Raw genomic sequence first — 22,760 nt, 5'->3', positions numbered from 1 at the left:
CATGGCGGATCAACCACCGAGGCGGCCGCGCACGCTTGGCGATGCCAGGACGGAGGCCGAGGCGGCGTTCAAGAAGGTGACGGCCAAGGTCGCGGTCGCGCCGCCGAAGCCCAACGTGGCGCCGGGGGTCAGGGAGCAGGTGACGCTGCGCATCGACCAGGACGTGCTGGAGTTCTTCCAGGCGGGCGGCCCGGGTTGGCAAGACCGCATCAACGAGGCGCTGCGCAAGGCCGCCGGGAAGTAGGCGTTCGGCGCTCACGGCGAGCATGACCAACGAAAAAGCCCGGCGTGAGCCGGGCTTCTGTCGCTCGTAACGGGTCTTGCCTCAGCGGCGGAACATGCCGCCCATCATGCCGCCGACGACGCCGCCGACAAAGGCTGCGCCGGCATCGCCGCCGCCGCTGTTGCGATGCTGGGCCGGTGGTGCGCTCTGGGCCTGGGGAGCACGCCGGGCCGGCTTCGGGCTGTCGTCGCTCGCGGTGGCCGGGGCAGCCACGATCTCGGAAAGCAGGGCCTTGTGCTGGAGCTTGTTGAGGTAGCCGGTCGACGGGTAACCGCGGGCGGCCTGCCAGCGCTTCAGCACGGTGCGGGTGTCGTCGTTGAACACGCCGGTCACCTTGGTGTCGAAGCCGAGCCCGGTCAGGCGGCGCTGCACGTCGCGGCGCTGGCCCTTGTCGAGGCCGATCTGGTCCTCGGTGAGCTGGGTCGAGTCATCGGTGAAGGTCGCGGGATCGATACCGGAGTTGAGGTTGCGGGTCGCGGTGGACGGGCCGCTCTTGATCGCCGCAAGCCGCGCCAAGGCCAGCGCCTTGAACTGGCCGTTCGGATAGGCCGAGAGATAGGCGTTGAGCTCCTCCGGCTTGTTGGACTCCTTGACCGAGCGCCAGTACTCGAGCTCGACTCCGTCAGAGCTGCTGACCGCGGCCGGCACGACGCCGGAGGCGGTCGGTGCCGCGTTCGCAACCTGGGTCGTCTGCGACGGGTTGAGATAGACCGCGCCGATCAGGTTGGTATGTCCCCACGGCAGCTGGCCCTTGCGGGTCTCCTCGTTGACCTGGGCGCGCACCGACGTCATCGCCTGCTGGATCTCGACGCCGGGCTTGGTGATGTTGTCGATCAGCGCGCGGGTGAAGGGGCTGTTGTTGCCCTCCTGGCCGTCGAGCGCGGTCTGGCCCGGCCCGGTGGCGAAGGCGATCAGCGTGCCTTCGCCGGACTTCATCTCCGCAAGGCCGCTCTGCACGTTGACGCTGCGGGTCGCGGAGTTCGACTTGATCTTGGCGGCGAACGGGTTGTCGCGGCAGGCGTCGAGGAAGACGAGCTTGACCTTGGCGTCGCCCATGGTCTGTTCGAGCGTCAGGTCAATGTTGATGGCTGCGCCGAGCTTGACGTCCATCTCCGATTTGATGTCGGCATCGACAGGCAGAAGATAGTTGCTGCCGCTGACGGCGATGCCGTGGCCGGCGTAATAGAACACGGCGACGTCGGAGCCCTGCGCCTTGCGGCCGAAATCCAGCAGCTTCTCGGTCATCTGGTCGCGGGTGAGGTTGGATCCTTCGATCACCTCGAAGCCGACATTGCGCAGCGTCGATGCCATCGCCTTGGCGTCGATCGGCGGGTTCGGCAATTGCGCGACGTTCTTGTAGGAGCCGTTGCCGACGACGAAAGCGACGCGGCGGTCGGCCTTCGCGGCACTAACCGACAGCGCCATGCACATCAGCGAAGCGAGGAGGGTAAGATAGCGCATCTGAAATCCCCAGAATCGAATTGCAGGCAGCAACAAATTGGCAACGAACTTACACGAAGTGCCCGACTTCGTGCCACCAAAACGGCGGTCCGGTGCGTGCAACCCGCTGCTGTGTGGCCGAATGTGCACGATAGGAGTACCTCCCAACGTGATCCAAATCACACGGCTACTTCGTTTTGTCGCGCGAGGCCGTGTCAGGTTCACTGTGCGCGGGCGGGAACCGCGGGCGCCGGCTTCAAATTCAGGAGATTGCCGCACAGGATCAGCACGGCACCGAGCACGGTCCAGGAGTCGAGCCGCTCGGAATACAGCAGCCAACCGACCGTCGCTGTCAGGGGGACCCGGAGGAAGTCCATGGGAACCACGATCGTTGCGTCGGCATATCGAAGCGCGCTGGCAAGGCAATAGTGCGAGAAAGTGCCGCACACGCCGATGACGAAGAGCCATCCCCAAAGGGGGGCTGACGGCCACGTCCAGACGGCGAACGTCGGCAGCAGGCCCACGACCATTTGCACGATGATCATCCAGAACAGGATCGACAAGGCGCTCTCGGTCCGGGTCAGCGACTTCGCCAGGATCATCGAGACGCTGAAGCCGATCGCAGCTCCAAGCGCGATCAATTGGCCCGGATTGATCTCGCTGGTGGCGGGCCGCACGATCATGACGACGCCGACGATGCCGAGCACGACGGCGGCGATCTTCCAGGCCGTCATGCGTTCAGACAGGAACGTTGCGGCCAGCAGCGCAGTCCAGATCGGCATCGTGAACTCGATCGCCACCACCTGGCCGATTCCGATCAGCGTCAGTGCGTAGAACCAGCCGAGTTGCGCGAAATAATGCACCCCGTTGCGCGCAAGGTGCTGGGGCAGGCGTCTGGTCGCGACCGCCTTGAAGCCGCCGGCGCGGTAGATGAACGGCAGGAGCAGCGTGAGACCGATCACCGAACGCACTTCCATGATCTGGAAGACGTTGAGCTCACGCGTGGTCTCGCGTCCGGCAACGGCCATGACCAGCATCAGCGACAGCCAGCCGGCCATCCACAAGGCAGCCATCGTTTTGGACGGTGTCGCGCTCATTGAGGCGGGTGCGGGGGAATGTGAAAGGACGGGAATGTGAAAGGACGGCCGGTATCGGCGACATCGCCGCCGTTTGCAACGGCAAATCCGCGGATGCAGCGATGCAGGACGACGTGCTAAGGCATCAACGAACAACGACAAAAAACGGGAGAACTTCGCTCATGCAGATCCTTCAGCCGGCCGAATGGAAAAAACCGCGCGGCTTCTCTCACGGCGTTGTGGCGGAAGGCCCTGGCCGCTGGGTGGTTCTGGCCGGCCAGACCGGCGGCGACGAGGCCGGCAATTACGCGCCCGACATGGCGGCGCAGGTCGGAACCGCGCTGAAGCGGATCATCAAGCTCCTCGGCGAGGCCGGTGCCGGTCCCGAGCACGTCGTCCGCCTGACCTGGTACCTGACCAGCCGCAGCGAATATGAGGCGGCCGGTGCCGGCATCGGCGCGGCCTGGAAGGAAACGCTCGGGCGCAATTTCCCGCCATCGACGCTGCTCTACATCGCCGGTCTCGTCGATGAGCGGGCCAAGGTCGAGATCGAGGTCACGGCGTTCGTGCCGGGCGCGTAAAAAAATCGATCCGGCGCGGGCGACGGATCGATTGTCGGATCGTTTGCGGTCTTACTTCGACAGCGTGATGTTGGCGCCGCGGAACTGGCTGTCCGCGCGCATGGTGACGGTCTGCTTGCTGCCGCTCGTCTTCAGCGCGATGTTGGCGTTGAAGCCGGCGGTGGAGGCCACCAGTTCGTAGCTCCCGCCACCGCCGCGGCCCTGGAGCGAGCCGGAGATGTTGCGGCTGGCCTCGGACCAGCTGCCGGTGATGGCGCTGCCTTCGGCCCTGACGTTGGCTCCGAGGTTGAACTTGTAGGCATCGCTGGCACAGGTCAGCGACATCTCCATGGTCGGGCCGATCGGGGCGTATTTGGCCCGGCAGCGGATTCGCTCGGTCGAGCCGTCGTCCAGCATCACCGTGCCGCCGCCGCTCCAGCTGCCCGCCAGTGGGGCGAAGGGGCCGGACTGGGCCTTGCTGTCCGTGTTGGCGATCCCTGCCGCAAACAAAACAGCGGCCGTGATCAGCAGCCGCCGGTTCCGGGCGCGAACCTCGATTGGTTTATTGGCGCGATGCTTCCCACCGCCCGCTGCACGGTATGCCTGCAGATGCTCCATTCCACTTTCCCGATCCGGCGTTGCCGTTGAGTTGACCGTTGGCATATGCACCATTGATCGAAACTTTCACAAGTCCCCCGTTACCGATGGTGCCGGAAACGTTAGCGCCGGGCGCGGTGATCCTGCCGTCGGCAACCGTCAGCATGGAGCTTGCGGTCGGCTCGCAGGTGCCGCTCTTGGTGACGATGACGACCTGCCAGTTGCCGTCGTAGGGGCTCTGGGCGAAGGCGGGGGCGGCGAGGGTGCCGGTCAAAACCGAAGCGGCACAAAACGCCGCGATGCGACCAAAACGCATGAATTCCGTCCTTGAATTTGTCTGATATGCTGACGCTTATTCGGACGAAATGTGACGGAAATTTGTTGCGATGCCAAATCGAAAATTGTTCCTGTGGAAACAATGGTTTATTTGCGTTGCCCACCCAATTTTCGAAGCGGAATCAAGGCCGCTCCACGTTAAGGGTAAACGTCAGGAAAGACTCGGCGCGGAGGTCGCGAACTGCTCGTCCTGAGTCTTGGACGGAAGCGCCTTGTGGACCTTGGCATAGTCGACCACGTCGGCCAGCAATTTGAGGCCGAGCGGAGCGAGCGCGCGCTCCCAGAGCTCGCGGGCGGTCTCGCCCTTCCTGACGAAGCACCAGTCCTGGGCGGCGATGGCGCCGGCGTCCATACGGTCGGCGAGATGATAGATCGTGCCGCCGGCGATCGGATCGCCTTCCTTGATCGTCCATTCCACGGCGGCCTTGCCGCGGTGGCGCGGAAGCAGCGAGGGGTGATAGCCGATCCCGCCGAGTTTGGCGGCCGCAAGCGCGTCCTGGCCGATCCGGGCGTGGCTGTGCGCCGTGATGATCAGATCGGTATCGGGAGCAATTTCGGAGGCCACCACCAGCTTCGGATTCGCCTGGACCGCGACCTCGATGCCGGCCGCCTTGGCGGTCGCGGCGAGGCGATCCTCGGCGTCGGCGACGACGACCCGGACGATCGAGACGCCGTGCTCCCGGAGCATGTTCAGGGTGGTCACGCCGAAATGGCGGGAGCCGACGAGGGTAATGCGCATGGGTGTCCGATCCGGTCTCGCAACTGCGTCATCCCCCGATAACACGTCCGGACGGCCTGTCACCAGCCGCGCGGCGTTTGCGCCGGTTATCAACAATGTGCCGGCGCGGACGCGATGAATTCCGCGATTGCGCAAGTGGCCGTTCCGGTGCTCCATACGCGGGTTGGACGGCTCGGGAGCGAGTGCATGCGGGGCGCCTGGCTTTTCGTTTTTGCGGCACTGATTGTGGCATCTCCGGCCCATGCCGGCGGGCCGTACCCCGCTGTGCCACCCGAGACCGGGGTCGCGCCGTTCGTGGGGCCGAGCTGGGGCGCCTATCGTTGCGTCGGAGGGCCGGTCACCAATTTCTATCACGATGCCTATTACGGTGAGGAGCCGCCGGCGCTCTATCGTGGCTACGCTTACCGGCCGTACTACCGCTACGGCGCCTATCGCAGACATCCACGCACCTATTTCTGCGTCGTGGACTGAAGTGCGCGTTGCCGTGCCGCCACGGTGGGCGGCAAGCTGCCGATAAAGTCGGTTCCTGTGTTTCTTTTTTAACAGAGGCAAGCCGGGCCGGCTGGTAAGAGAGCGCCTACCGGGGCTGGCGACATTTCAACCCGCATCCGTTTTTAAACCCGGCTCGGGCCGCTGGCGCACTCGTCAGCGGCCTTTTCAATGCCGCGCATCACGACTTCGTCCGGCGGTAACACGATCTCAACCAGACTGGCGTATCGACGAATCCGTCGCGGATTTGTATTGCGTACCGCGACACCGAAATTGTCCCGCCGGCCTTCGCGCGCCGCGCGGGCGTTTTCGCCGGGACAGATTTTGATGCCGAGCGCAATTGAGCAGATCGTCGACAGCTATGTGCGGCTGAAGAACCGGCGCGGGCTCGACGAGTTGATGATGCACAGGCAGCGGCTCGCGGTCGATCTGAAGAGCAGGTCCGGCTATGATTTCAGCCTGCCGATCGGCCAGATCGACGAGGAGATCGCGATCATCGAGGCCGGCCTCAGCCGGCTCAAGGCGGAAAATCCCAAAACGGTCTAGCGGGGGCCGCAAGGCGAACGCCCGCGAGGACGGGTGACGACGCTTTGCCGCAGTCCGGGACCGGTTCATGCATGGTTCAGGCCGGCCATGTCTCAATGCCCGGGTCGTTTCGTGGGACACGAATCCTGCTAAGGCTTGTCCCCGTGATCTGGAGGAGACGTCATGATTGAGCTTGCGCTGGCCGGCCTGCTGGCATTTGCAACCGTGCCTGCGGCATCGCCGGCACCTATGGTGGAGCAAGTTCAGTTCAGGGCCGCTCCGGGCGGACGATGCCCGGACGGCTATGATTTCAACCACTCGAACGGCCGCTGCTATCCCAACGATTATCATGCGCCGGGTGTCTACACCGGGGCGCCCGGACGCGGCCGCGGACAACGCGGCGGGCTCTGCCCGGACGGCTACGACTACAATTACTCGAACGGCAGCTGCTATCCGAACGGGGCGCACGGGCCCGGCGCTTACGGGCGTCCCGAAGCCTACGGACGACGTGGCGGGCTCTGTCCGGACGGCTACGATTACAACTATTCGAGCGGGCAGTGCTATCCGAACGGCGCACGCGCTCCCGGCATGTACGGGCGATAGTCGGTCGCCGTGCCGAGGCGGGCGCGCTCAGTCGCGCCGGCCGCCGTCGATCACCGTGAACAGCGGCCGCGCCGGGGTCGGCTCGACCAGCAATTCCTCCACCAGCGCGGTAGCTGCGTCGACATATTTGCGTGTCGGTTTGTCGAGAGGGCGCTTGGCCTCGTCATCGAGTGCGATCTTTGCGGCTTCGACCAGCTTGCGCATGCGCGCAGCGTGGTCGTCGCCCGCCGTCAGCGTCGCGCGCGCCAGCGAACGCAGCACGAACAGCTCGCCCTCGAGGCGGAGCAGGCGGTCGTTGAGCCTGGTAAGGACGGCGTTGAGGTCGGCCATGTCTGCTGTTCGGCGCGGAGGTTCCATCCTGATCTAGCGGCGATCGGTGAACGGAGTCCAAACGGCACCGGTGCAATTGGGCCGATCCTTCATCACGCGGCAGTCCGCGCTAGATAGTCGCGCGCGAAGGCGAGATACCAGTCCAGGCAGGCGGGGTTGGCCATCGCTTCCTTGTTGATGACGTTCTCGACGGGGTGGCCGAGCAGGAGCTTCTTGATCGGCAACTCCTGCTTCTTGCCGGAGAGGGTGCGCGGGATCTCGGCGACGGCAAAGATCTCGTTCGGGAGGAATCGGCGGGAGAGGCCGGTCTCGATCGCCTTGTTGATTTTGGCCTGCATCGCGCCGTCGAACACCACGCCCTCACGCAGCACGACGAACAACGGCATGTAGCTGTCGCGGCCGAGATATTCGAGGTCGACGACGAGGCTGTCGAGCACCTCCGGCAGCGCCTCGATCGCGGAATAGAGCTCGCTGGTACCCATGCGCAGGCCATGGCGGTTGATGGTGGCATCGCTGCGGCCATAGATGATGCACGATCCATCAAGGTTGACCTTGAGCCAGTCGCCGTGCCGCCACACCGGTCCACGGCCGCTGCCGTCGAAATTGTCCGGATAGGTCTCGAAATAGCTGGCGCGATAGCGGGCACCGTCCTTGTCGTTCCAGAAATACAGCGGCATTGACGGCATCGGCTCGGTGCAGACGAGCTCGCCGACCTCGCCCGTGACGGCACGGCCCTGTTCGCTGAAGGCTTCGACGGCCGCGCCCAGCAGGCGGCATTGCATCGCGCCCGGCGTCTGCGGCAGCTCGCGATTGCCGCCGATGAAGGCGCCCGCGAAATCGGTGCCGCCGGAGATATTCGCCCACCAGATGTCGGCCTGCGCCCTGCTGCCGTTGCTCTGCGACAAGGCTGCGAAGCGTTTGTTGAAGTGGCTTTGCGTGTCGGCGCTGAGCGGTGAGCCGGTCGAGCCGAGGCAGCGCAGCCGCGACAGATCGCCGGCGGCGGCAAGATCGACCTCGGCCTTGGCGCAGTTGGCGAAGAACGCCGCACCCGCGCCGAAGAAGGTCGCTTTCGACTGCGCCACGAAACGCCACAGCGTGGTCCAGTCCGGCTTGTCCTTTGCACCGCCGGGGCTGCCGTCGAAGATGCAGCAGGTGGTGCCGCTGAGGAGGCCGCCGACCTGCGAATTCCACATGATCCAGCCGGTCGACGAGTACCAGTGATAGCGCTCGCCGAACGAATTCGGGTGATAGGAGCAGCCGATGTCGTTGTGCAGGCCGAGCAGCGCCAGCACCACGATGACGATGCCGCCATGGCCGTGCACGATCGGTTTCGGCAGCCCGGTGGTGCCGCTGGAATAGACGATCCAGAGCGGATGATCGAACGGCAGCCACATCGGCTCGAACGCATCGATCGGATCGCTCGTCCTCGCGAGGATATTCGAGAGCTGAGCTTCCGGTGCGGCAGGCGCAACGGTCTCGCTGTGCAGGATGACATGCTCGACCGTCGGCAACGCACGCCGCAGCTCCGCAACGACATCTCGGCGGTCGTGCCGCCGGCCTGCATAAGTGACGGCGTCGCAGGCGATCAGCACTTTGGGTTCGATCTGCTTGAAGCGGTCGATCACGGCGGGCGCGGCCATGTCGGGCGCACAGACACTCCAGACCGCACCGACGCTGGCGCTTGCGAGAAATGCAACGATGGTCTCGGGGATATTGGGCAGATAGGCCGCGACGCGGTCGCCGGGCTTGATGCCCTGGTCCTTCAGGTGTAGCGCGAGCGCGGCCGCCTTGCGCCGCAATTCCGGCCAACTCGTCTCCGTCAGCCTGCCGTCTTCACCGGCGCTGACGATCGCGGGCAGGCCGGCGGCATCGGCCGCCGCGACATGCCGGAACACCTGCCGGGCATAATTGACATGCGCGCCCGGAAACCAGACCGCGCCTGGCATCCTGCGCTCGGCGAGCACGGCCGCGAACGGCGTCGGCGATTGCAGGTCGTAATAATCCCAGATGCTGCGCCAGAAGCCGTCGGGATCGCGCACCGACCATCGCCGCATGTCCTCGTAATCAGCAAAAGTGAGGCCGCGCTGCTCGGCGAGCCAGTTGCGGTAGAGGGCGATCTGGGGAACGAAGGCTGCGGTCATTGCGTGTCGACTTCAATTGCGGGAGGGCGAGTTTAGCCGGTGTCGTCGCGGAGCAGAAGCCGCTGTACCTCGACCCTGCGCAACGGCAAGGCGCTCGCCGCCGAGCCCGGCCTGATGCCGCGCGGCCGGCCCTGAATGCTCGCGTTCAGACGCCCTCAGACCAAAATCTGGAAAACAACCCCATGCACAGTAGCGGGGACATTGAACGCATTCGGCAATTTCGATTGCTGCCAGGCAGCCCTTCCTGGACGTGGTCTGACGCGACCAGCTCACGGATATCGACGGCACGTCGCACTGCGTGGTCCGGATTTGACACGTCGGGCAATACACTGGCAGAGTGGCATCATCGAGAAATTCGTAACACCCGCGCGGAGACATCCGCCGCGGGTTTTTTCATGTCGGAGCAGCTGCCATGATCAAGAGATCGCTCCATGAGAGGTGCAGGTAAGAGCGTTCTGCTCCGATCCGGTGCAGGCTTTCCCCGGGCCACGAGCAGATGGAGCTTGAACAATGGGAAATTGAGCGGCTGCGGCGCGAGGTCGCCAAGCAAGATGTCCTGTCCAGTTGCCAGATCCGATCTTCGGCGCTCCAAAGCGCCAAAGATCCGATCGGTACAAATTGCCGAGGGAATTACGCCACCTGCCGGCGCCCCAGCTTCTCAAGAACCGGGAAGATGGCCGAGGGCTCCGGGCGTTTGGTGTAGTCGGCGTTCACCTCGGCGTAGGCGATCGTGCCATCCTGCGCGATGACATAACGGGCGGGCATCGGCAGGGTCCAGCTGTCCTCGCCGTTGAACTGCGTCAGGTCCGCTCCAAGCGCCTTTTGAACCTCACGCAGATAGTCCGGCAGCGTCCAGCGAACGCCGAACCGCGCGGCGATTTCTCCGCCATGGTCGCCGAGGATCGGGAATCCCAGTCCGTTCAGTCGCTGCGATTTGCGGCTGTTGGGCGCCGTCTGCTGCGAGATCGCAACCAGGGTCGCGCCGCGGGACTCGATGTCCAAACGGGCTTCCTCCAGCGCGCTCAGGTCGAAGTTGCAAAACGGACACCAGGCACCGCGATAGAACGTAACCACCAGCGGTCCTTTGGCGAGCAGCGCCTTGGAAGACACCGGATTGCCGTCCGGATCTGGAAGGACGAACTCCGGCGCGACGTCCCCGACTTTCAGTGCGCGGCTCGGCGCACCGGATGCGATCAGTTCGTCGGTGGCGCGGTGCAGCACTTCAACTGCCGCCGGCGGCGCGAGGTTGTTGTCGAATTCGAATTTCAGCGCGTCGAGCTTGCCTTGCAATGGCAGGCCGGATTTCGCGATCGTGGCGAGGGTCTCCTGAAGCGTCATCGTATGTCTCCTGGTCGGTCCAGCGACATCGCTGGCGTAGCGCCTGAATGAGCTATTCCCAATCATTGCAGAAGACGGCCTGAGGCAATAATATATATGCCTAATCGGAATATATGGAGAGGCAATATGGACCGGCTGCACGCGATGGAAGTGTTTGTCCGTACCGTCGAGACCGGCTCGTTCTCGGCTGCCGCGCGTGATTTGCGGATGGGGCAGCCGGCTGTGTCGAAACTGGTGGCGGCTCTGGAGGATCACCTCCAGGTGCGGCTTCTCGTCCGCTCAACACGCCAACTTCACCCCACTGAGGCGGGTCAGGCCTTTTATGAGCGCGCGCGCCGTACCTTGGCGGAGGCCGATGAGGCCGAGACTGCGGCCCGCGGGCTGGGCAAAGGGCTCGACGGACGACTGCGTGTCTGTGCGTCCGTCACCTTTGCGAGATTGCACATAGTCCCAAGGATCGGCGCGTTCCTGGACGGACACCCCAATCTTCGCGTCGATTTCGTCATGGACGACCGCTACATTGATTTGATGGGGGAGAATATCGACGTGGCCCTTCGGGCGGGCGAGCTACCTGATTCCAGCCTGACCGCACGTAAACTCGCGACGTGCGAGCGATCGGTAGTGGCGAGCCCGGCCTATCTCTCGCGAATGGGCACACCATCTGCTCCCAGTGATCTGCTCGCTCACACTGCAATTGTCTACACACAGGGCCTGGTAGCGGAGGAATGGCGTTTTCGCGGCGCAACAGCAGATACGTCCGTGCGTATCCCCACACGGCTCTCGTTCAGTGCGGCCGAGGGAGTCCGTGAGGCGGTGATTGCCGGTCTTGGCCTCGCGATCAGCTCCCGCTGGATGATGGAACCTGAGCTCGAGAGTGGGAGCGTTGTTCGGGTGCTTACCGAGTGGAAGCTTCCGAGCGCCGACTTGTGGGCACTCTATCCCAGTGGGAGACTGCCGACGGCAAAGGCGCGCGCCTTCGTCAACTGGTTTGAAGAGAGCTTTTCAACGATCTAGCCATCAGCCAGCCGGCGCTTCCGCCATGACGGCGCAACTCACCAGACGCTGCATCCAGGATGTTGCGAAGCTACCCATTCCGCTCAAGCCCCGTGTCGGAGTGTCTTCATTGCGTTGCTCCTCAGAGATTGACGTCGTCTTCCTGGTTCAAGCCTTCGTGCCCGTGCAGGGCTCGGCGCTGCCCTTCAGCATGATCCCTCGCGGATGCTAAAAATGCGCGCCTCCGTCTCCGACGAGAGGCCCGGGCATAGCCAACTGGATATGCGCACTGCGACGACTGTGTCGATCTGCAAAGGATCCGCTGCCATGATGGTCGCGTGCTGCCGCGCGGGTGAGAAAACACGACCTTCGGCCAGTGTTCGTCAGTGTATTTCTTGACCCAACCTGCAAACGTCAGCATCTGCGGATGTTCTCGCCGCACCTCGGCAATGTTCGCTTTGAAGCCCTTCTCACGGATCCAGGTGAACATGTCCAAGAACTCCTTCGGCATCGCCCTCTTGGCCAAGAACGCGGGAATCGGCGCCACCCATGGCTTCTTTCCGGTGACGGTCTTGAAGGTCCTGACGATGTCGTTGATGCTCAACTGATCGCCGGCGAGCAGAATGACCCATCCGGTGTATTTCTCGGTCGGGGGCGGCAACGATGACGAGCGTGATCAAGAGCTGCCAGACACCCATTCTGATTGCCGGTAGTGGCCGGCGCCAGCCTTACCACCCGGCGCCTGCCCAGCGCCGGCCGAACACCGGCGGCCTCGTCTTCACCGCCTGCCAGCCGAAGAAGTGATGCTTCCCCGACCAGGCGTGCACCTCGCCGCTGCAGATGCTGCATTTGAAATGGCCTGAATGCGGCTCGACGTGCTCCTCCCGTGTCGCGGTGTAGTTCATGCTGCAACCGGGGCAGGTGAATTCTTCGATCGTCCAGATGCTGTTGGCCATGGCACCGCAAGTGTTCTTGGGGACTTTGTTCGAAGCGTAGGTGCGAGCTTTTGCAGCGGCGTAAACCGCCCTGTAGAAATCCGGTTAATCGGCGTTAGCCAACCCGGCTTCAGCCGGATGTTGCCGGATTTGGGTCAAGGGCCTCGCCCGCGTCGCTTGGCGCCGGTTGGCGTCGTGGTCCGGCCGCTTGCGCGGCGCGCCCCTCCGGTCGTCTTGACGCCAGATGCGGGGCTGGCAATAACGGCTGCCCGCGCAAGTGCCGGAACCCGCGTCAATGCCGCAAGGAAAGCCGTGCCCGTGAAAAGCCTTCGTCAGCTGCTGACGGGAGAGGACGTCATCCAGCTCGTGATCCGGCTCGGCCTGCTCGCCCTGCTGATCATCTGGACCTTCCTGATCATCCGTCCGTTCGTGCCGATCCTGGCCTGGAGCGGCGTGCTCGCGGTCGCGTTCTATCCGGCCTTCAGCTGGGTCGCCAAAGTCCTCGGCGGCCGGCCCAAGACCGCAGCAGCCATCCTGACCCTCATCACACTCGGCATCGTCATTGGCCCGGCGACCTGGCTCGGCATCAGCGCGGTGGACGGCGTGCGCGAGCTGGCGCATCAGCTCGGCACCGGCGATCTGGCGCTCCAGGCCGCGCCCGAGCAGCTCAAATCGTGGCCGCTGGTCGGCCCCTTGCTCTACGAGCTCTGGGATCAGGCCTACACCAACGTCCGCGCGCTGGTACGCGAGGTGGCGCCATATCTGCAGCCGCTGGCCGGGCCGCTGCTTTCTCTCGCAGGCGATGCCGGCGTCGGGACGCTCCAGTTCCTGGTCTCGGTGTTCGTGGCCGGCTTCCTGTTTCCCCATGGGCCGCGGCTGGTCGCGGCCGGCCGCGGTTTCCTGTTTCGCATCGTGCCTGAGCAGACCGAGCATTTCCTGTCGCTCGCGGGTGCGACCATCCGCGCCGTGGCGCAGGGCGTGATCGGCGTCGCGATCGTGCAGGCGCTGCTCGCCGGCATCGGCTTCAAGCTCGCCGCCGTGCCGAGCGCCGGCCTTCTCGCCTTCATCGTGCTGCTGCTCTCGATCGTGCAGATCGGCGCTTTCCTCGTGCTGCTGCCCGTCATCATCTGGATCTGGACCGCCAAGGACCTCACCACGGCGCTGCTGCTCACCGTGTTTCTCGTCCTCGTCGGCTTCATCGACACCATGTTGAAGCCGCTGGTGATGGGGCGCGGCCTGACCACGCCGACCATCGTGATCTTCGTCGGCGTAATCGGCGGCACGCTGGCCCACGGCATCGTCGGGCTGTTCATCGGGCCGATCATCCTGTCGGTGGCTTGGGAGATGATGATGGCCTGGATCAGGACGGAGGATCGGGCGGGGGTGGGCGAGGCCTGATCTCGCCGCGATCGGCGCGATCTTTCCGCCGGGTCGCGCGGGGTCCCGACCGCTCGCGGCTGTGATCAAACCGCACCGGGAACTTGTCTGTTCGACTAGACAAGTTACGATTGGGCCGATTCTGGTTTCAATGACGGCAGCAATGGCGAAGTCTTCCAAACTGGTTGCCGCCCGGCGCGGCAAGGTATTGTTGGTCAGACGGCGGTCGGACGGCCTGTGGATGTTCCCGGGCGGCCGCAAGCGTGCGCGCGAGTCCGACAAGGACTGCCTGCGGCGGGAGATCAGGGAGGAGCTGCCCAAGCTGAAGCTCGGCAGGATCAGCCTCTGGAAGGAAGTGACGGCGAGGAACAAGCGCTCCGGCCGCAAGATGAGCGACGCGATCTTCATTGCCAAGACGGCCAAAGGCAGGCTGGCGATCGGCGACAAGAAGGAGATCGACCGCGCCGCCTGGCAGAAGCCGCGCGGCCTCCGCCTGACGCCGACCTCGCGCTATATCCGCGACCGCCTGTTTCCGAGGAAACAGAGGCGGAGGTGAGCTAGTCCTCTCGTTCCATCGACCGCGTTCGTCCGGAGAACCTCCTCGACTGCGTCGCCTGCGGTTCGGGTGCAGCACGCTTGACCGCCTCGGCTTCCCGCTGCTCCTTGCGGACCTTGCGCGCATCGCGCATCGCGCGCTTGACGAAGGGATGTTGGGAATCCTCGGCGAAGAACAGCACCACTTCGCAGCTCGGACATTGCCTGGAATAGCCGTCCTGCAACCGCCCGGCGCGATCGCGGAACACGCCCTTGCACCGCGTGCACTGAATCTGGACCGAACTCATGCGCGGACAACAATGTCTTTGGAAAATGGATCGTCAGATGATCCCAAATGTCTGAAGAAAGCCTGAATGCCTTCGCTGGCCGGATGCCCGCAGACCGCGCGGGCAAGCGCCATGGTCCGGCCGGGGCCGGTGGCGGAACAGCCAGGATGGAACAGCCGGTCAGCCGCTATTGCTTGGCCGCCATCGTGTCCAGGCACTGGTTGAGAAAAGCGGTGCGATCCCTGGGCAGCACCTTCTCGAGATCCGCCTTCAGCGCGCATTCGCGCTGGCGCAACTGCTCGGCCCGGCGCTTCTCGGCCGCCTCGCGATATTCGGGCGCAACCTTGTTGGGATCGACCAGCGGCTGTGAGCGGGCAGGAGCCGTCGCAAGCAGTGCGATGGCGGCGATGAAAATGATCGGTTTCAAATGAGCCTCCGTCAAAGCAGGCACCCTAGCGCGCGGCGCGTGCGCGCTCAAACCGGAGAATACGGTACCCTGTTCCGGCGTCAGTGGACGGGCGAACCTCCGCCGGCGGCTTTGGAACGACTGTCCCCCAAGCCCCCGCCGCGAGAAACCTTCCCCTTGAGGTTTGGCGACCTCAGGCCCCCGCGCCGAGGTGGTTTGTTTGTCGTGACGTGTGAACCAGTTCACAAGCGCGCGCTGAAATCGCTGCTATGAAGACGTCATTGCTTGACCAGTTCATTTTGCTCGAAACGCCCCAGCGTGGCTCCAAGCGCTGGGGTTTTTCGTTTCTCTCCGTGCGCAGAATGTTTACAATCGCGCCAAGCGTCGCATCGACAGACGCAGATCTCGCGCCGCGCTAGTTCCGGCCCGAGCTCGCTCAACAGACAAATTTCAGGGATCACGGCGCCGTGCCGAACGTTGCCACCAGGCGTGCGTTCACCGGGCAAATCCCATATGCATGGCGAGAAAGTCGCCGAATCGAAACGAGGGCGGCTGGCGTTCAGTTGACGACGGCTTACGACCAGAAACGGATTCAAGTGAGGCTTACCAAGAAGGCGCGAGCGGCCAAGACGCCGCCGAAGAAGACGTCACCGAACAGGACGCCGCCGAAGAAGGCGTCGCCGACCAGGACGCCGTCACGCAAGGCGCTGCCAGGGAAGAGCAGAGAGGCGCAGCGCGCCGCGATCTCCTCTTCGTCGCCGCTCGGCGTGCTGGCGCTGCACCTGCTCGTCCAATGGAAACAGTCCGGACCGAGCGGCATCGTTTTTCTCGCCGAGAACGAGAACAGGGCGGAGCGGCTCGGCAGTGTCATTCACGCGCTCGACCCCTCCTGCGAGGTGGTGGTGTTTCCGCGCTTGAACACCTTGCCGTTCGATCAGCTCGAGCCGTCGCACGAGCTTGCAGGACGGAGAGCCTCCGTCCTGAGGCGCATCGCGAAATCCAGGAAGCCGCTCTTTCTCGTCTCGACGGCGGAAGCCGTGATGGAGCGACTGCCGCCACCGGCGAGCCTGTCGCGCCTGAGCGTGAGCCTGAAGGTCGGCGGCACGTTCTCGGAGCAGGATCTGGAGACGCGCCTCGAAGCGCTCGGATACGATCTCGATGACGAGCCGGACTATCCTGGCGGGGCGCTGTTCCACGGCCAGACCTTCGAGATATTCCCTGCGGGCGCGCTGGGGCCGTTCCGGATCGAGCATTCGGATCGCGCGATCAAGCGGATCGTGGCGTTCGATCCGAACGAGCACAGGATCATCTTCGAGACCAGGGAGCTGGTCGTCGATCCCATGTCGGAGCGGCTTGGCCTTGCCGGCAAAGGCGGCAAGCGCGCCAGCCTGTTCGACTATTGCGGACGCGCCAAATGGATCGCCGATGCGGGCGTTCCGGCACATGTCGACGGCTGGTTCGATACGATCGAGGAGGCCGCGCCGCGTGCGGAGCGTGAGCGCGAATATCTCGGACGCCGCGACTGGAAGCAGCTCTGCCGGGGCATGAAGGTGCTGCCGCGCGCATCGTCCTTCCAGACCATCCCTGAATTTTCGAAGCTGACCTCCGCGAGGAAGGCGTTGCGGGCTTTCGTCGAAGACACGCGGCGGGCCGGATCGCGGCTGATCCTCGTCGCAGCGCATGAGGACGATCTGCGCGTGATGGAGCGGATGAGCGGCCTCAAGGCGCAGCGCTGCGAAGACTGGGACGCGGCCGTGCGCGGGCGGGGCAGCGAGGGGGCGCTGCTGGCGGATCTCGACGCCGGCTTCGTCGTGCCTGGGAAAAAGCCTCTCGTCGTCGTGACCGCCTCCGACGTGCTCGGCAGCCGCGCGCATCATCCGCAGCCGATGGCGCGGGCCTGGAGCGCGGCCTTCGACCATGCCGATGTGCCCGAGCAGGGCACCGTGGTCATCCATCTCCAGCGCGGCCTCGGCGTGCTCGACGGCCTGCAGACCGTGAACACCGGCGGCGGCGCAATGCGGGAGATGATCCGCCTGAAGTTCGCCGGGGACAATGCGGTGCTGGTGCCGCCGCCCGATCTCGCCCTGATGTGGCCCTACGCGGCCGAGCTCGGCAAGCTCTCGCTCGACAAGGCGGACGGCAGCACGTGGTGGGCGCGCCGCGGTGAAGCCGAGCGCGAGATCCAGGTGGCAGGCAAGGCGCTCGCCAAGCACATCAGCCAGCGCCGCAAGCGGCGCGGCGACAAGCTGGTGCCGCCGGGATCGGCCTATGAGAAGTTCGTCGCGCGTTTCCCTTACTTCACGACGATCGACCAGGCCAAGGCGATCGCCGACGTGCTGGACGATCTTGCGTCCGGTCACCCGATGGACCGGGTGATCTGCGGCGATGTCGGCTTCGGCAAGACCGAGGTGGCGCTGCGGGCAGCTGCCGCCGTCGTGCTGTCGGGAAAGCAGGTCGCGATCGCGGTGCCGACGACGGTGCTGGCGCGGCAGCACGTCGCGACGTTCCAGAAGCGCTTTGCGCCGTTCGGCATCGAGGTCGGCAATTTGTCGCGGGCGACCTCGGGTGCGGAGCTGCGCGAGACCAGGGAGGGACTGCGCAGCGGCCGGATCAAGGTCGTGATCGGCACGCAGGCGCTCACCGGCAAGGACGTCAGGTTCGACGATCTCGGCCTCGTCATCATCGACGAGGAGCAGCATTTTGGCGCCGCAGAGAAGGCCAAGCTCTCCGGCCTCGCCAAGAACGTCCACGTGCTGATGATGAGCGCGACGCCGATCCCGCGCACGCTCGCCGCGGGCCTGGCCGGCTTCCGCGACCTCAGCGTGATCGCCTCGCCCCCGGTGCACCGGCTGCCGGTCGCGACCCGGATCGCGCCGTTGTCGGATGCGGCGATCGCGACCGCGCTGCTGCGCGAGCAGCGCCGCCACGGCCAGAGCTTCCTGATCTGCCCGCGCATCCAGGATCTCGATCCGATGCTGGCGCGGGTGCAGGCGGTGGCGCCGGACCTGCGCATCGTCTGCCTGCACGGCCGATTGGCAGCCGACGAGATCGACGACCGCATGATGAGCTTCGTCGAGGGCAGGGCCGACGTGCTGCTCGCGACCAACATCGTTGAGAGCGGCCTCGACATTCCCCGGGCCAACACCATCGTGGTGTGTTGGCCGGAGAAGTTCGGCCTGGCGCAGCTGCATCAATTGCGCGGCCGCGTCGGCCGCGGCGGCATCCGCGCCTTCGCCCATCTATTGACCGAAACGGCGTCCGGACAATCCGAGAAGCGGCTGGCCGTGCTCGAGGAATTCAGCAAGCCCGGCGCCGGCTTCGCCATCAGCGAGCGCGACCTCGATCTGCGCGGCGCAGGCGACCTGTTCTCCGAAGAGCAATCCGGGCACGTCCATGTGTTCGGGCCGGTGCTCTACAGCCACCTCCTGAAGATGGCCTCGGAGAAGCTCGACGAGGGGCAGGCGGTGTGGGTGCCGGACCTGAACCTGCCGGTCGCGGACATGCTGCCCGAGACCTACGTGCAGTCCGAGCCGGTGCGCCTCGAACTCTATGCGCGCGCCGCAAGATGCAAGGACGAGGACGACCTCGAAGATCTCGAGGAGGAAACCGCACGCCGCTTCGGCCCGCTGCCAAGGGGCGCGCTCGATTTCTTCGCCGCAGCCCGGATCAGGCTCGAATGCAAGCGGAGAGGCATCGTCCGCCTCGACGTCGGGCCCGAGGCCGCAGCCGCAACGTTCCTGCCCGGGCGCCTGCGGAAGTCGCGGGGCAAATCGTTGCAGCGCGATGGCGACCGCGTGGTGCATCACGCCAAGATGCAGGACGCGCCGTTCGAGCGGGTGGAGGAGCTGTTCGAGCTGCTGGACGAGGGGTAGGGCGAACTCAAAAACGCGAAAACACCCATGCACAGTAGCTAAGTGCTGCTGGCGCAAGGCTTTTTGAATCCTGCGGAAGGCAGGTCGTGAGCACCTGCGCGCGCGCCTCGTCCTGCGAGACGACCGCTTCGCGGACTCCTCAAGATGAGGCTCCGGAGCGCCCATGTTCGTCGAAAAAGTGCCGCGCATTCGGCCCTCATCCTGAGGGCCCGCCAACGGCGGGCGTCTCGAAGGATGGCCACAGGCGAAATCGCTCCCACACGCGACTGTCCCCGTAATCGGCCGGGGTCGCCGAGCGGGTCGGCGTGCTCGGCCGCTAACGTGGAATTAATCCGAAATGCTCACAATTTTAGACAGTTGTGTAAGGGTGCTGCGTACAAGGGGTCGTCGCGAGGACGTCCCAGGGGCGGTTTCCTGTTGCTCGCTCACTGGGGTCAATGCAGATGACCGCGACTTTCGAAACGCAAAGCTTCGCCGAAGAGCTCGATGCTGCAGCTCTTGCGGCTGCCGCATCCGCGGACGAACCCGAAATCACCGAAGCTCCAGCCCTGCTCAAGCGGTCCAGCCGGAAATCGGTCCTGGCCCTGTCGGTGTGTGCCCTCGCCATCAACGGCGCAGCGGCCATCTACACCTCGCCGACCGATTTTCGGTCGCTGACCGTCGCCAGTCTGGCTGAACTGCTGCCGCGCCTGGAGGCGTCCGTGCCGAAGCCGGATCCGGTCGTCGCGGCCCTGAAGGACATTCAGGCGGCCCAGCAGCAACACACCGCGTTGCTGCAACAGAACAATCAGGCTTCGGATCAGAACTCGGTCTTGCTGCAGCAGGATTCAATGGTGCTGCTGTCGCTGCGGCAGAGCATCACGGAGGAACGGGTCGATGTGAGGAAGATCTCCTCGCAACTGTCCGCTCTGATGGCGAAGATCGACAACCTGCAAAACACCGTTACGTCCGACGTCACCTCGTCCGTCCGGCGCGCGCATGCGCGCTACGGACTGCCCGCCGCGCTGCGCAAGCGGATGGTGAGGGAGGTCAAGCCCCTGGGTCCCGTTTCGGTTGGAGGCGCGCCGCTGACGGTGCCGGCTGCGACGGCGGCTCCGGAAAGCTGACGACCGCAGCTTCCGGATCGACCAAGCGGGATTGGCCGTCAGGTCCGACCGCCCGTCACTTCGCGGCGTGGTCGATCTTGTGCTGCAGATGCCCGGTGTCGTGATCGCGGCGCAGTTGGCTCAGCGACGTCTCGTTCAGCTGAACCAGGACCTCGCTCAGTTGCGTCGTCTCTGGATATCCGGCCGCAAAACCCTTTCCATAGATCTTGCGCAACGTGCCGACCAGCGTGTTGCCGTGCTTCTTGCTGATCGCGCCGTCCTTGTCGCGATGGCGTCCATCCAGGCCCGGTTCCTTCATGGTTCGCTCCCTGTGCGGCGTCTTGAGCGCCTCAAGCGAGCCTGCTCCCAAATGAGTTGACTGGCAATGGCATCGCGCGCGGCAGTTGAGGGCTGCCTGCACCAGCGCAGGTGCGCGGCGCTTCTCTCCAGCTTGTGAAGCCGCGCCCGGTTGTGGCGCGCCGACCGGCGCATCAGATGACAGCGGGCGATTGCTCGATTGGAGTTGCTGCGATGCGGTCTCTGTTCGCCGTGGGTCTGTTGCTGGTGCTATGCAGCTCGGCAAGCGCGGCGAATGTGCATCACGCCCGCGCACGCCATCCCGTGGTGGATCGGCCCCACGCGAATGAAGCCCCGCCGGTGCGCTTTGCCGTCCCCGGCTGGAGCGACGAGGCAACGGCGCGCTGGCTGAAAAACGCCTCGTCAAACGTCGGCCGAGGTGGATAGCCGCGGAGGAGGGCGCCGGGTTGGCTCGAATGGCTGGCGGCTAGGCTGCCTGCTCCTCGAACGAGGTGTAGACCCGGCCGGCGGGATCGACGACCTGGACGTCCCAGCACCCGTCCTTGATCAGCTCCTTGGCCTTCTTGAGGGCGGCGGCGAGTGACAGCCGCTTGAGACTGACAACGCCCGCCGTGTCGAAACCGTTGATTTCAAACATGCAGTTCCCTCCGGTTTTGAAGAAGCCTACACGTTTTCGGAGGGTTGTCAGCGGGTTTTTGGGACGGCGAAAAGACCCCGCGGAACTTCCGCCCAGATTTGGGCCCCCGATGGCACGTTCCCGTCCGAACACGCCGGACTCTTGATGCGTCGTCGAAGGTCATGGCCCGATACGCTGAGACGCGCTTACCCGAATATGCGATATCTGCTAGCGGAGAGAGGGGCTTGAATAGGTTTGGTGATGGATTTCGACCGCGACGTAGCAAGAGTTAGCGGAATTTCTGCCGTTCCCACCATTCTGGAAGTCATCAACCTGACCACCGGCATGGGTTTCACCGCGGTTGCTCGGGTCACCGAGGACAGGTGGATCACCTGCGCGTCCCGAGACCAACTCTCGTTCGGCCTGAAACCGGGGGACGAGCTCAAGGTCGAGACCACCATTTGCCATGAGATCAGGCAAAGGAACGAAGCGGTGATCATCGACCATGTCAGCGAGGACGCTGCCTACGCCTCGCATCACACCCCCGCACTGTACGGCTTCCAAAGCTATATCTCGGTTCCGATCATCCTGGCCGACGGTTCGTTCTTCGGCACGCTTTGCGCGATCGATCCCAAACCCCGCAAGCTGCGTACGCCCGAGATCATCGGAATGTTCAAGTTGTTTGCGGAGCTGATTGCGGCGCATCTCGACGCGGCCGGCCGGATGGAGATTTCGGAAACAAGGCTGCTCATGGAGCAGCAGAAGGCGGAGCTGCGAGAACAGTTCATTGCCGTCATGGGCCACGATCTTCGGAATCCGCTGGCCTCGATCCAGGGCGGCCTGAGGCTCCTGAACAAGAAGGTCGATGCCGAAGGTCAGGGCTGGATCAAGATGTTGCAAGGCAGCGTCAATCGCATGGCCGGCTTGATCGACAACGTCATGGATCTGGCCCGTACGCGTCTCGGTGCGGGCATGCAGCTCAGGCTCAGGGAGGCGGAGCTGGAGCCGATCATCAATCAGGTCGTCTCGGAGTTTGCGAACGTCTATCCGGCCTGGAATATCTTGTCCGATGTGAACGTGCCGGGGACGGTGAAGGTGGACGTCGGGCGGCTGGAGCAGCTGCTTTCCAACATTCTGGGGAATGCGACGTCCTACGGTGATCCCGCCCAGCCAATTCGCGTGGCTGCCAGAACGACCGAAGAAGGCTACGAAATCAGCGTCACCAACCGGGGCTCTCCCATCCCTGAGGAGGCGTTGCCGCGGCTGTTCACCGCGTTTCAGCGGGGTGACGTCCTTCCGAACGAGAAGGGCCTCGGGCTCGGCCTGTACATCTCGCAAGAGATCGCGCGGGCACACGGCGGGATCATCACCGCGGAATCCTCTCCGAGCGAGACCACTTTCAGGGTCTCATTTCCCCGATCGGGCTAAGCTGGCTTTTCGAGCCTGTCGGCGTCCTCGTCAAACTGGCGCGCCAATACTTTCAGCGCCTTTCCGGCCTCGTCATTGCTGACGGTCAAGGCGAGGCGCTCGGCTCGCCGCGCTTGTTCTCTGAGTTGTTCGGATTGTTTGCTCACAATGAACAAGCAGAACGTGCAGGGCTGGTTCCCAATATCCTTGCGTCGATCCAACAATAATCAATCTGGATCGATCATGAACCTCCTTAGTCCTTTCGTGACTCATCAACGGGGCTCGACAAGGAATCACGCTGTGACAAAACTTGCAGAGAAGCTCGATGATAACGAGCGGCGCTTGCTTCAATTCCTGATCGACATTGCCATCGCATTGCTGTCGGCGGGGCTGGCGGTGGATATCCTGCGATTATCTCCGTGGTGATGGAACCAAACTGCCTGGGAGGGGTTGTTACTCCAACCAGGGGGATT

At 64.3% G+C, this 22,760-nt stretch carries 26 protein-coding genes; 12 read left to right on the top strand and 14 right to left on the bottom strand.

Translation table 11 applies throughout. The features are described from left to right. Position 1: 1 nt before the first annotated feature. Complete coding sequence (locus CIT40_RS17710; RefSeq protein ID WP_094890386.1) at positions 2–244, top strand: BrnA antitoxin family protein; 243 nt, start codon at positions 2–4, stop codon at positions 242–244. Between the two features lie 81 nt (positions 245–325). Here the strand turns inward: CIT40_RS17710 and CIT40_RS17705 are convergent, their stop codons facing one another. After that, positions 326–1,744 carry a caspase family protein gene (locus CIT40_RS17705; protein ID WP_094890385.1) on the bottom strand — a complete coding sequence of 473 codons (1,419 nt, stop codon included), beginning with the start codon at positions 1,742–1,744 and terminating at the stop codon, positions 326–328. A 200-nt stretch (positions 1,745–1,944) separates the two neighbouring features. Continuing rightward, positions 1,945–2,820 (bottom strand): DMT family transporter, encoded by an 876-nt coding sequence (locus CIT40_RS17700; protein WP_094890384.1) that lies wholly within the window; start codon positions 2,818–2,820, stop codon positions 1,945–1,947. 161 nt (positions 2,821–2,981) lie between these two features. Here CIT40_RS17700 and CIT40_RS17695 point away from each other — a divergent pair, with 161 nt between their 5' ends. Continuing rightward, on the top strand, positions 2,982–3,380 hold the full coding sequence (locus CIT40_RS17695; RefSeq protein ID WP_094890383.1) for a RidA family protein: 399 nt from the start codon (positions 2,982–2,984) through the stop codon (positions 3,378–3,380). Between the two features lie 51 nt (positions 3,381–3,431). Here CIT40_RS17695 and CIT40_RS17690 read toward each other — a convergent pair whose 3' ends face one another. The 3 genes from CIT40_RS17690 to CIT40_RS17680 all read right to left on the bottom strand — a co-directional run bounded on the left by CIT40_RS17690 (position 3,432) and on the right by CIT40_RS17680 (position 5,031). Beyond that, positions 3,432–3,977 (bottom strand): hypothetical protein, encoded by a 546-nt coding sequence (locus CIT40_RS17690; RefSeq protein ID WP_162307544.1) that lies wholly within the window; start codon positions 3,975–3,977, stop codon positions 3,432–3,434. After that, positions 3,922–4,272 carry a hypothetical protein gene (locus tag CIT40_RS17685; RefSeq protein ID WP_094890381.1) on the bottom strand — a complete coding sequence of 117 codons (351 nt, stop codon included), beginning with the start codon at positions 4,270–4,272 and terminating at the stop codon, positions 3,922–3,924. Before CIT40_RS17685 ends, CIT40_RS17690 begins: the two co-directional genes overlap by 56 nt. A 171-nt stretch (positions 4,273–4,443) precedes the next feature. Next, entirely contained in the window at positions 4,444–5,031 is a 588-nt protein-coding gene (locus CIT40_RS17680; protein ID WP_094890380.1) for a formyltransferase family protein, read from the bottom strand. A 264-nt stretch (positions 5,032–5,295) separates the two neighbouring features. Between CIT40_RS17680 and CIT40_RS17675 the strand changes: the two genes are divergently transcribed. The 3 genes from CIT40_RS17675 (at position 5,296) to CIT40_RS17665 (ending at position 6,648) form a co-directional block, all read left to right on the top strand. After that, positions 5,296–5,502: a hypothetical protein gene (locus tag CIT40_RS17675; protein ID WP_244611988.1), complete on the top strand. Its 207-nt coding sequence runs from the start codon at positions 5,296–5,298 to the stop codon at positions 5,500–5,502. 345 nt (positions 5,503–5,847) lie between these two features. Then, positions 5,848–6,066, top strand: coding sequence for a hypothetical protein (locus CIT40_RS17670; protein ID WP_094890379.1), 219 nt, complete (start codon positions 5,848–5,850; stop codon positions 6,064–6,066). 162 nt (positions 6,067–6,228) lie between these two features. Further along, entirely contained in the window at positions 6,229–6,648 is a 420-nt protein-coding gene (locus CIT40_RS17665) for a hypothetical protein (protein WP_094890378.1), read from the top strand. Positions 6,649–6,675: 27 nt separating this feature from the next. Here the strand turns inward: CIT40_RS17665 and CIT40_RS17660 are convergent, their stop codons facing one another. The 3 genes from CIT40_RS17660 to CIT40_RS17650 all read right to left on the bottom strand — a co-directional run bounded on the left by CIT40_RS17660 (position 6,676) and on the right by CIT40_RS17650 (position 10,415). Further along, on the bottom strand, positions 6,676–6,978 hold the full coding sequence (locus CIT40_RS17660) for a hypothetical protein (RefSeq protein WP_018317940.1): 303 nt from the start codon (positions 6,976–6,978) through the stop codon (positions 6,676–6,678). Between the two features lie 92 nt (positions 6,979–7,070). Then, positions 7,071–9,119, bottom strand: a complete 2,049-nt coding sequence (locus CIT40_RS17655; RefSeq protein WP_094890377.1) for an acetoacetate--CoA ligase — start codon at positions 9,117–9,119, stop codon at positions 7,071–7,073. A gap of 630 nt (positions 9,120–9,749) precedes the next feature. Further along, positions 9,750–10,415: a peroxiredoxin-like family protein gene (locus CIT40_RS17650; RefSeq protein ID WP_202975472.1), complete on the bottom strand. Its 666-nt coding sequence runs from the start codon at positions 10,413–10,415 to the stop codon at positions 9,750–9,752. A gap of 168 nt (positions 10,416–10,583) precedes the next feature. On the opposite strand from CIT40_RS17650, the gene CIT40_RS17645 reads away from it, so the two are divergent. Further along, on the top strand, positions 10,584–11,471 hold the full coding sequence (locus tag CIT40_RS17645; RefSeq protein ID WP_193550922.1) for a LysR family transcriptional regulator: 888 nt from the start codon (positions 10,584–10,586) through the stop codon (positions 11,469–11,471). A gap of 121 nt (positions 11,472–11,592) precedes the next feature. Here the strand turns inward: CIT40_RS17645 and CIT40_RS17640 are convergent, their stop codons facing one another. Then, positions 11,593–11,940 (bottom strand): hypothetical protein, encoded by a 348-nt coding sequence (locus CIT40_RS17640; protein ID WP_148667213.1) that lies wholly within the window; start codon positions 11,938–11,940, stop codon positions 11,593–11,595. Positions 11,941–12,178: 238 nt separating this feature from the next. Beyond that, complete coding sequence (locus tag CIT40_RS17635) at positions 12,179–12,406, bottom strand: hypothetical protein (RefSeq protein ID WP_094890374.1); 228 nt, start codon at positions 12,404–12,406, stop codon at positions 12,179–12,181. A 291-nt stretch (positions 12,407–12,697) separates the two neighbouring features. On the opposite strand from CIT40_RS17635, the gene CIT40_RS17630 reads away from it, so the two are divergent. Continuing rightward, positions 12,698–13,783 (top strand): AI-2E family transporter, encoded by a 1,086-nt coding sequence (locus tag CIT40_RS17630; RefSeq protein WP_094890373.1) that lies wholly within the window; start codon positions 12,698–12,700, stop codon positions 13,781–13,783. A 142-nt stretch (positions 13,784–13,925) separates the two neighbouring features. Further along, positions 13,926–14,318: an NUDIX hydrolase gene (locus tag CIT40_RS17625; RefSeq protein ID WP_162307543.1), complete on the top strand. Its 393-nt coding sequence runs from the start codon at positions 13,926–13,928 to the stop codon at positions 14,316–14,318. Position 14,319: 1 nt separating this feature from the next. On the opposite strand, the gene CIT40_RS17620 is transcribed toward CIT40_RS17625, so the two are convergent. Then, positions 14,320–14,604: a hypothetical protein gene (locus CIT40_RS17620; RefSeq protein WP_094890371.1), complete on the bottom strand. Its 285-nt coding sequence runs from the start codon at positions 14,602–14,604 to the stop codon at positions 14,320–14,322. Positions 14,605–14,770: 166 nt separating this feature from the next. After that, positions 14,771–15,010 carry a hypothetical protein gene (locus CIT40_RS17615; RefSeq protein ID WP_094890370.1) on the bottom strand — a complete coding sequence of 80 codons (240 nt, stop codon included), beginning with the start codon at positions 15,008–15,010 and terminating at the stop codon, positions 14,771–14,773. 746 nt (positions 15,011–15,756) lie between these two features. Between CIT40_RS17615 and CIT40_RS17610 the strand changes: the two genes are divergently transcribed. Both CIT40_RS17610 and CIT40_RS17605 read left to right on the top strand, forming a co-directional pair. Continuing rightward, a complete protein-coding gene (locus CIT40_RS17610; RefSeq protein ID WP_100298055.1) occupies positions 15,757–18,861 on the top strand; it encodes a DEAD/DEAH box helicase in 3,105 nt (1,034 codons plus the stop codon). Positions 18,862–19,298: 437 nt separating this feature from the next. After that, positions 19,299–19,967 (top strand): hypothetical protein, encoded by a 669-nt coding sequence (locus CIT40_RS17605; RefSeq protein ID WP_162307542.1) that lies wholly within the window; start codon positions 19,299–19,301, stop codon positions 19,965–19,967. A gap of 55 nt (positions 19,968–20,022) precedes the next feature. Here the strand turns inward: CIT40_RS17605 and CIT40_RS17600 are convergent, their stop codons facing one another. Next, positions 20,023–20,265 (bottom strand): hypothetical protein, encoded by a 243-nt coding sequence (locus tag CIT40_RS17600; protein ID WP_094890521.1) that lies wholly within the window; start codon positions 20,263–20,265, stop codon positions 20,023–20,025. A 465-nt stretch (positions 20,266–20,730) separates the two neighbouring features. After that, positions 20,731–20,901 (bottom strand): hypothetical protein, encoded by a 171-nt coding sequence (locus CIT40_RS17595; RefSeq protein WP_167443361.1) that lies wholly within the window; start codon positions 20,899–20,901, stop codon positions 20,731–20,733. A gap of 240 nt (positions 20,902–21,141) precedes the next feature. Here CIT40_RS17595 and CIT40_RS17590 point away from each other — a divergent pair, with 240 nt between their 5' ends. Both CIT40_RS17590 and CIT40_RS17585 read left to right on the top strand, forming a co-directional pair. After that, entirely contained in the window at positions 21,142–22,308 is a 1,167-nt protein-coding gene (locus tag CIT40_RS17590) for a GAF domain-containing sensor histidine kinase (RefSeq protein WP_094890367.1), read from the top strand. A gap of 147 nt (positions 22,309–22,455) precedes the next feature. Beyond that, positions 22,456–22,713, top strand: a complete 258-nt coding sequence (locus CIT40_RS17585) for a hypothetical protein (RefSeq protein ID WP_334265190.1) — start codon at positions 22,456–22,458, stop codon at positions 22,711–22,713. Positions 22,714–22,760: the final 47 nt, after the last annotated feature.

This window comes from Bradyrhizobium amphicarpaeae (assembly GCF_002266435.3).
Classification (GTDB): Bacteria; Pseudomonadota; Alphaproteobacteria; order Rhizobiales; family Xanthobacteraceae; genus Bradyrhizobium; species Bradyrhizobium amphicarpaeae.
Note: the sequence above shows the minus strand (reverse complement) of the source record. Positions and strands in the feature narration are given on the sequence as shown.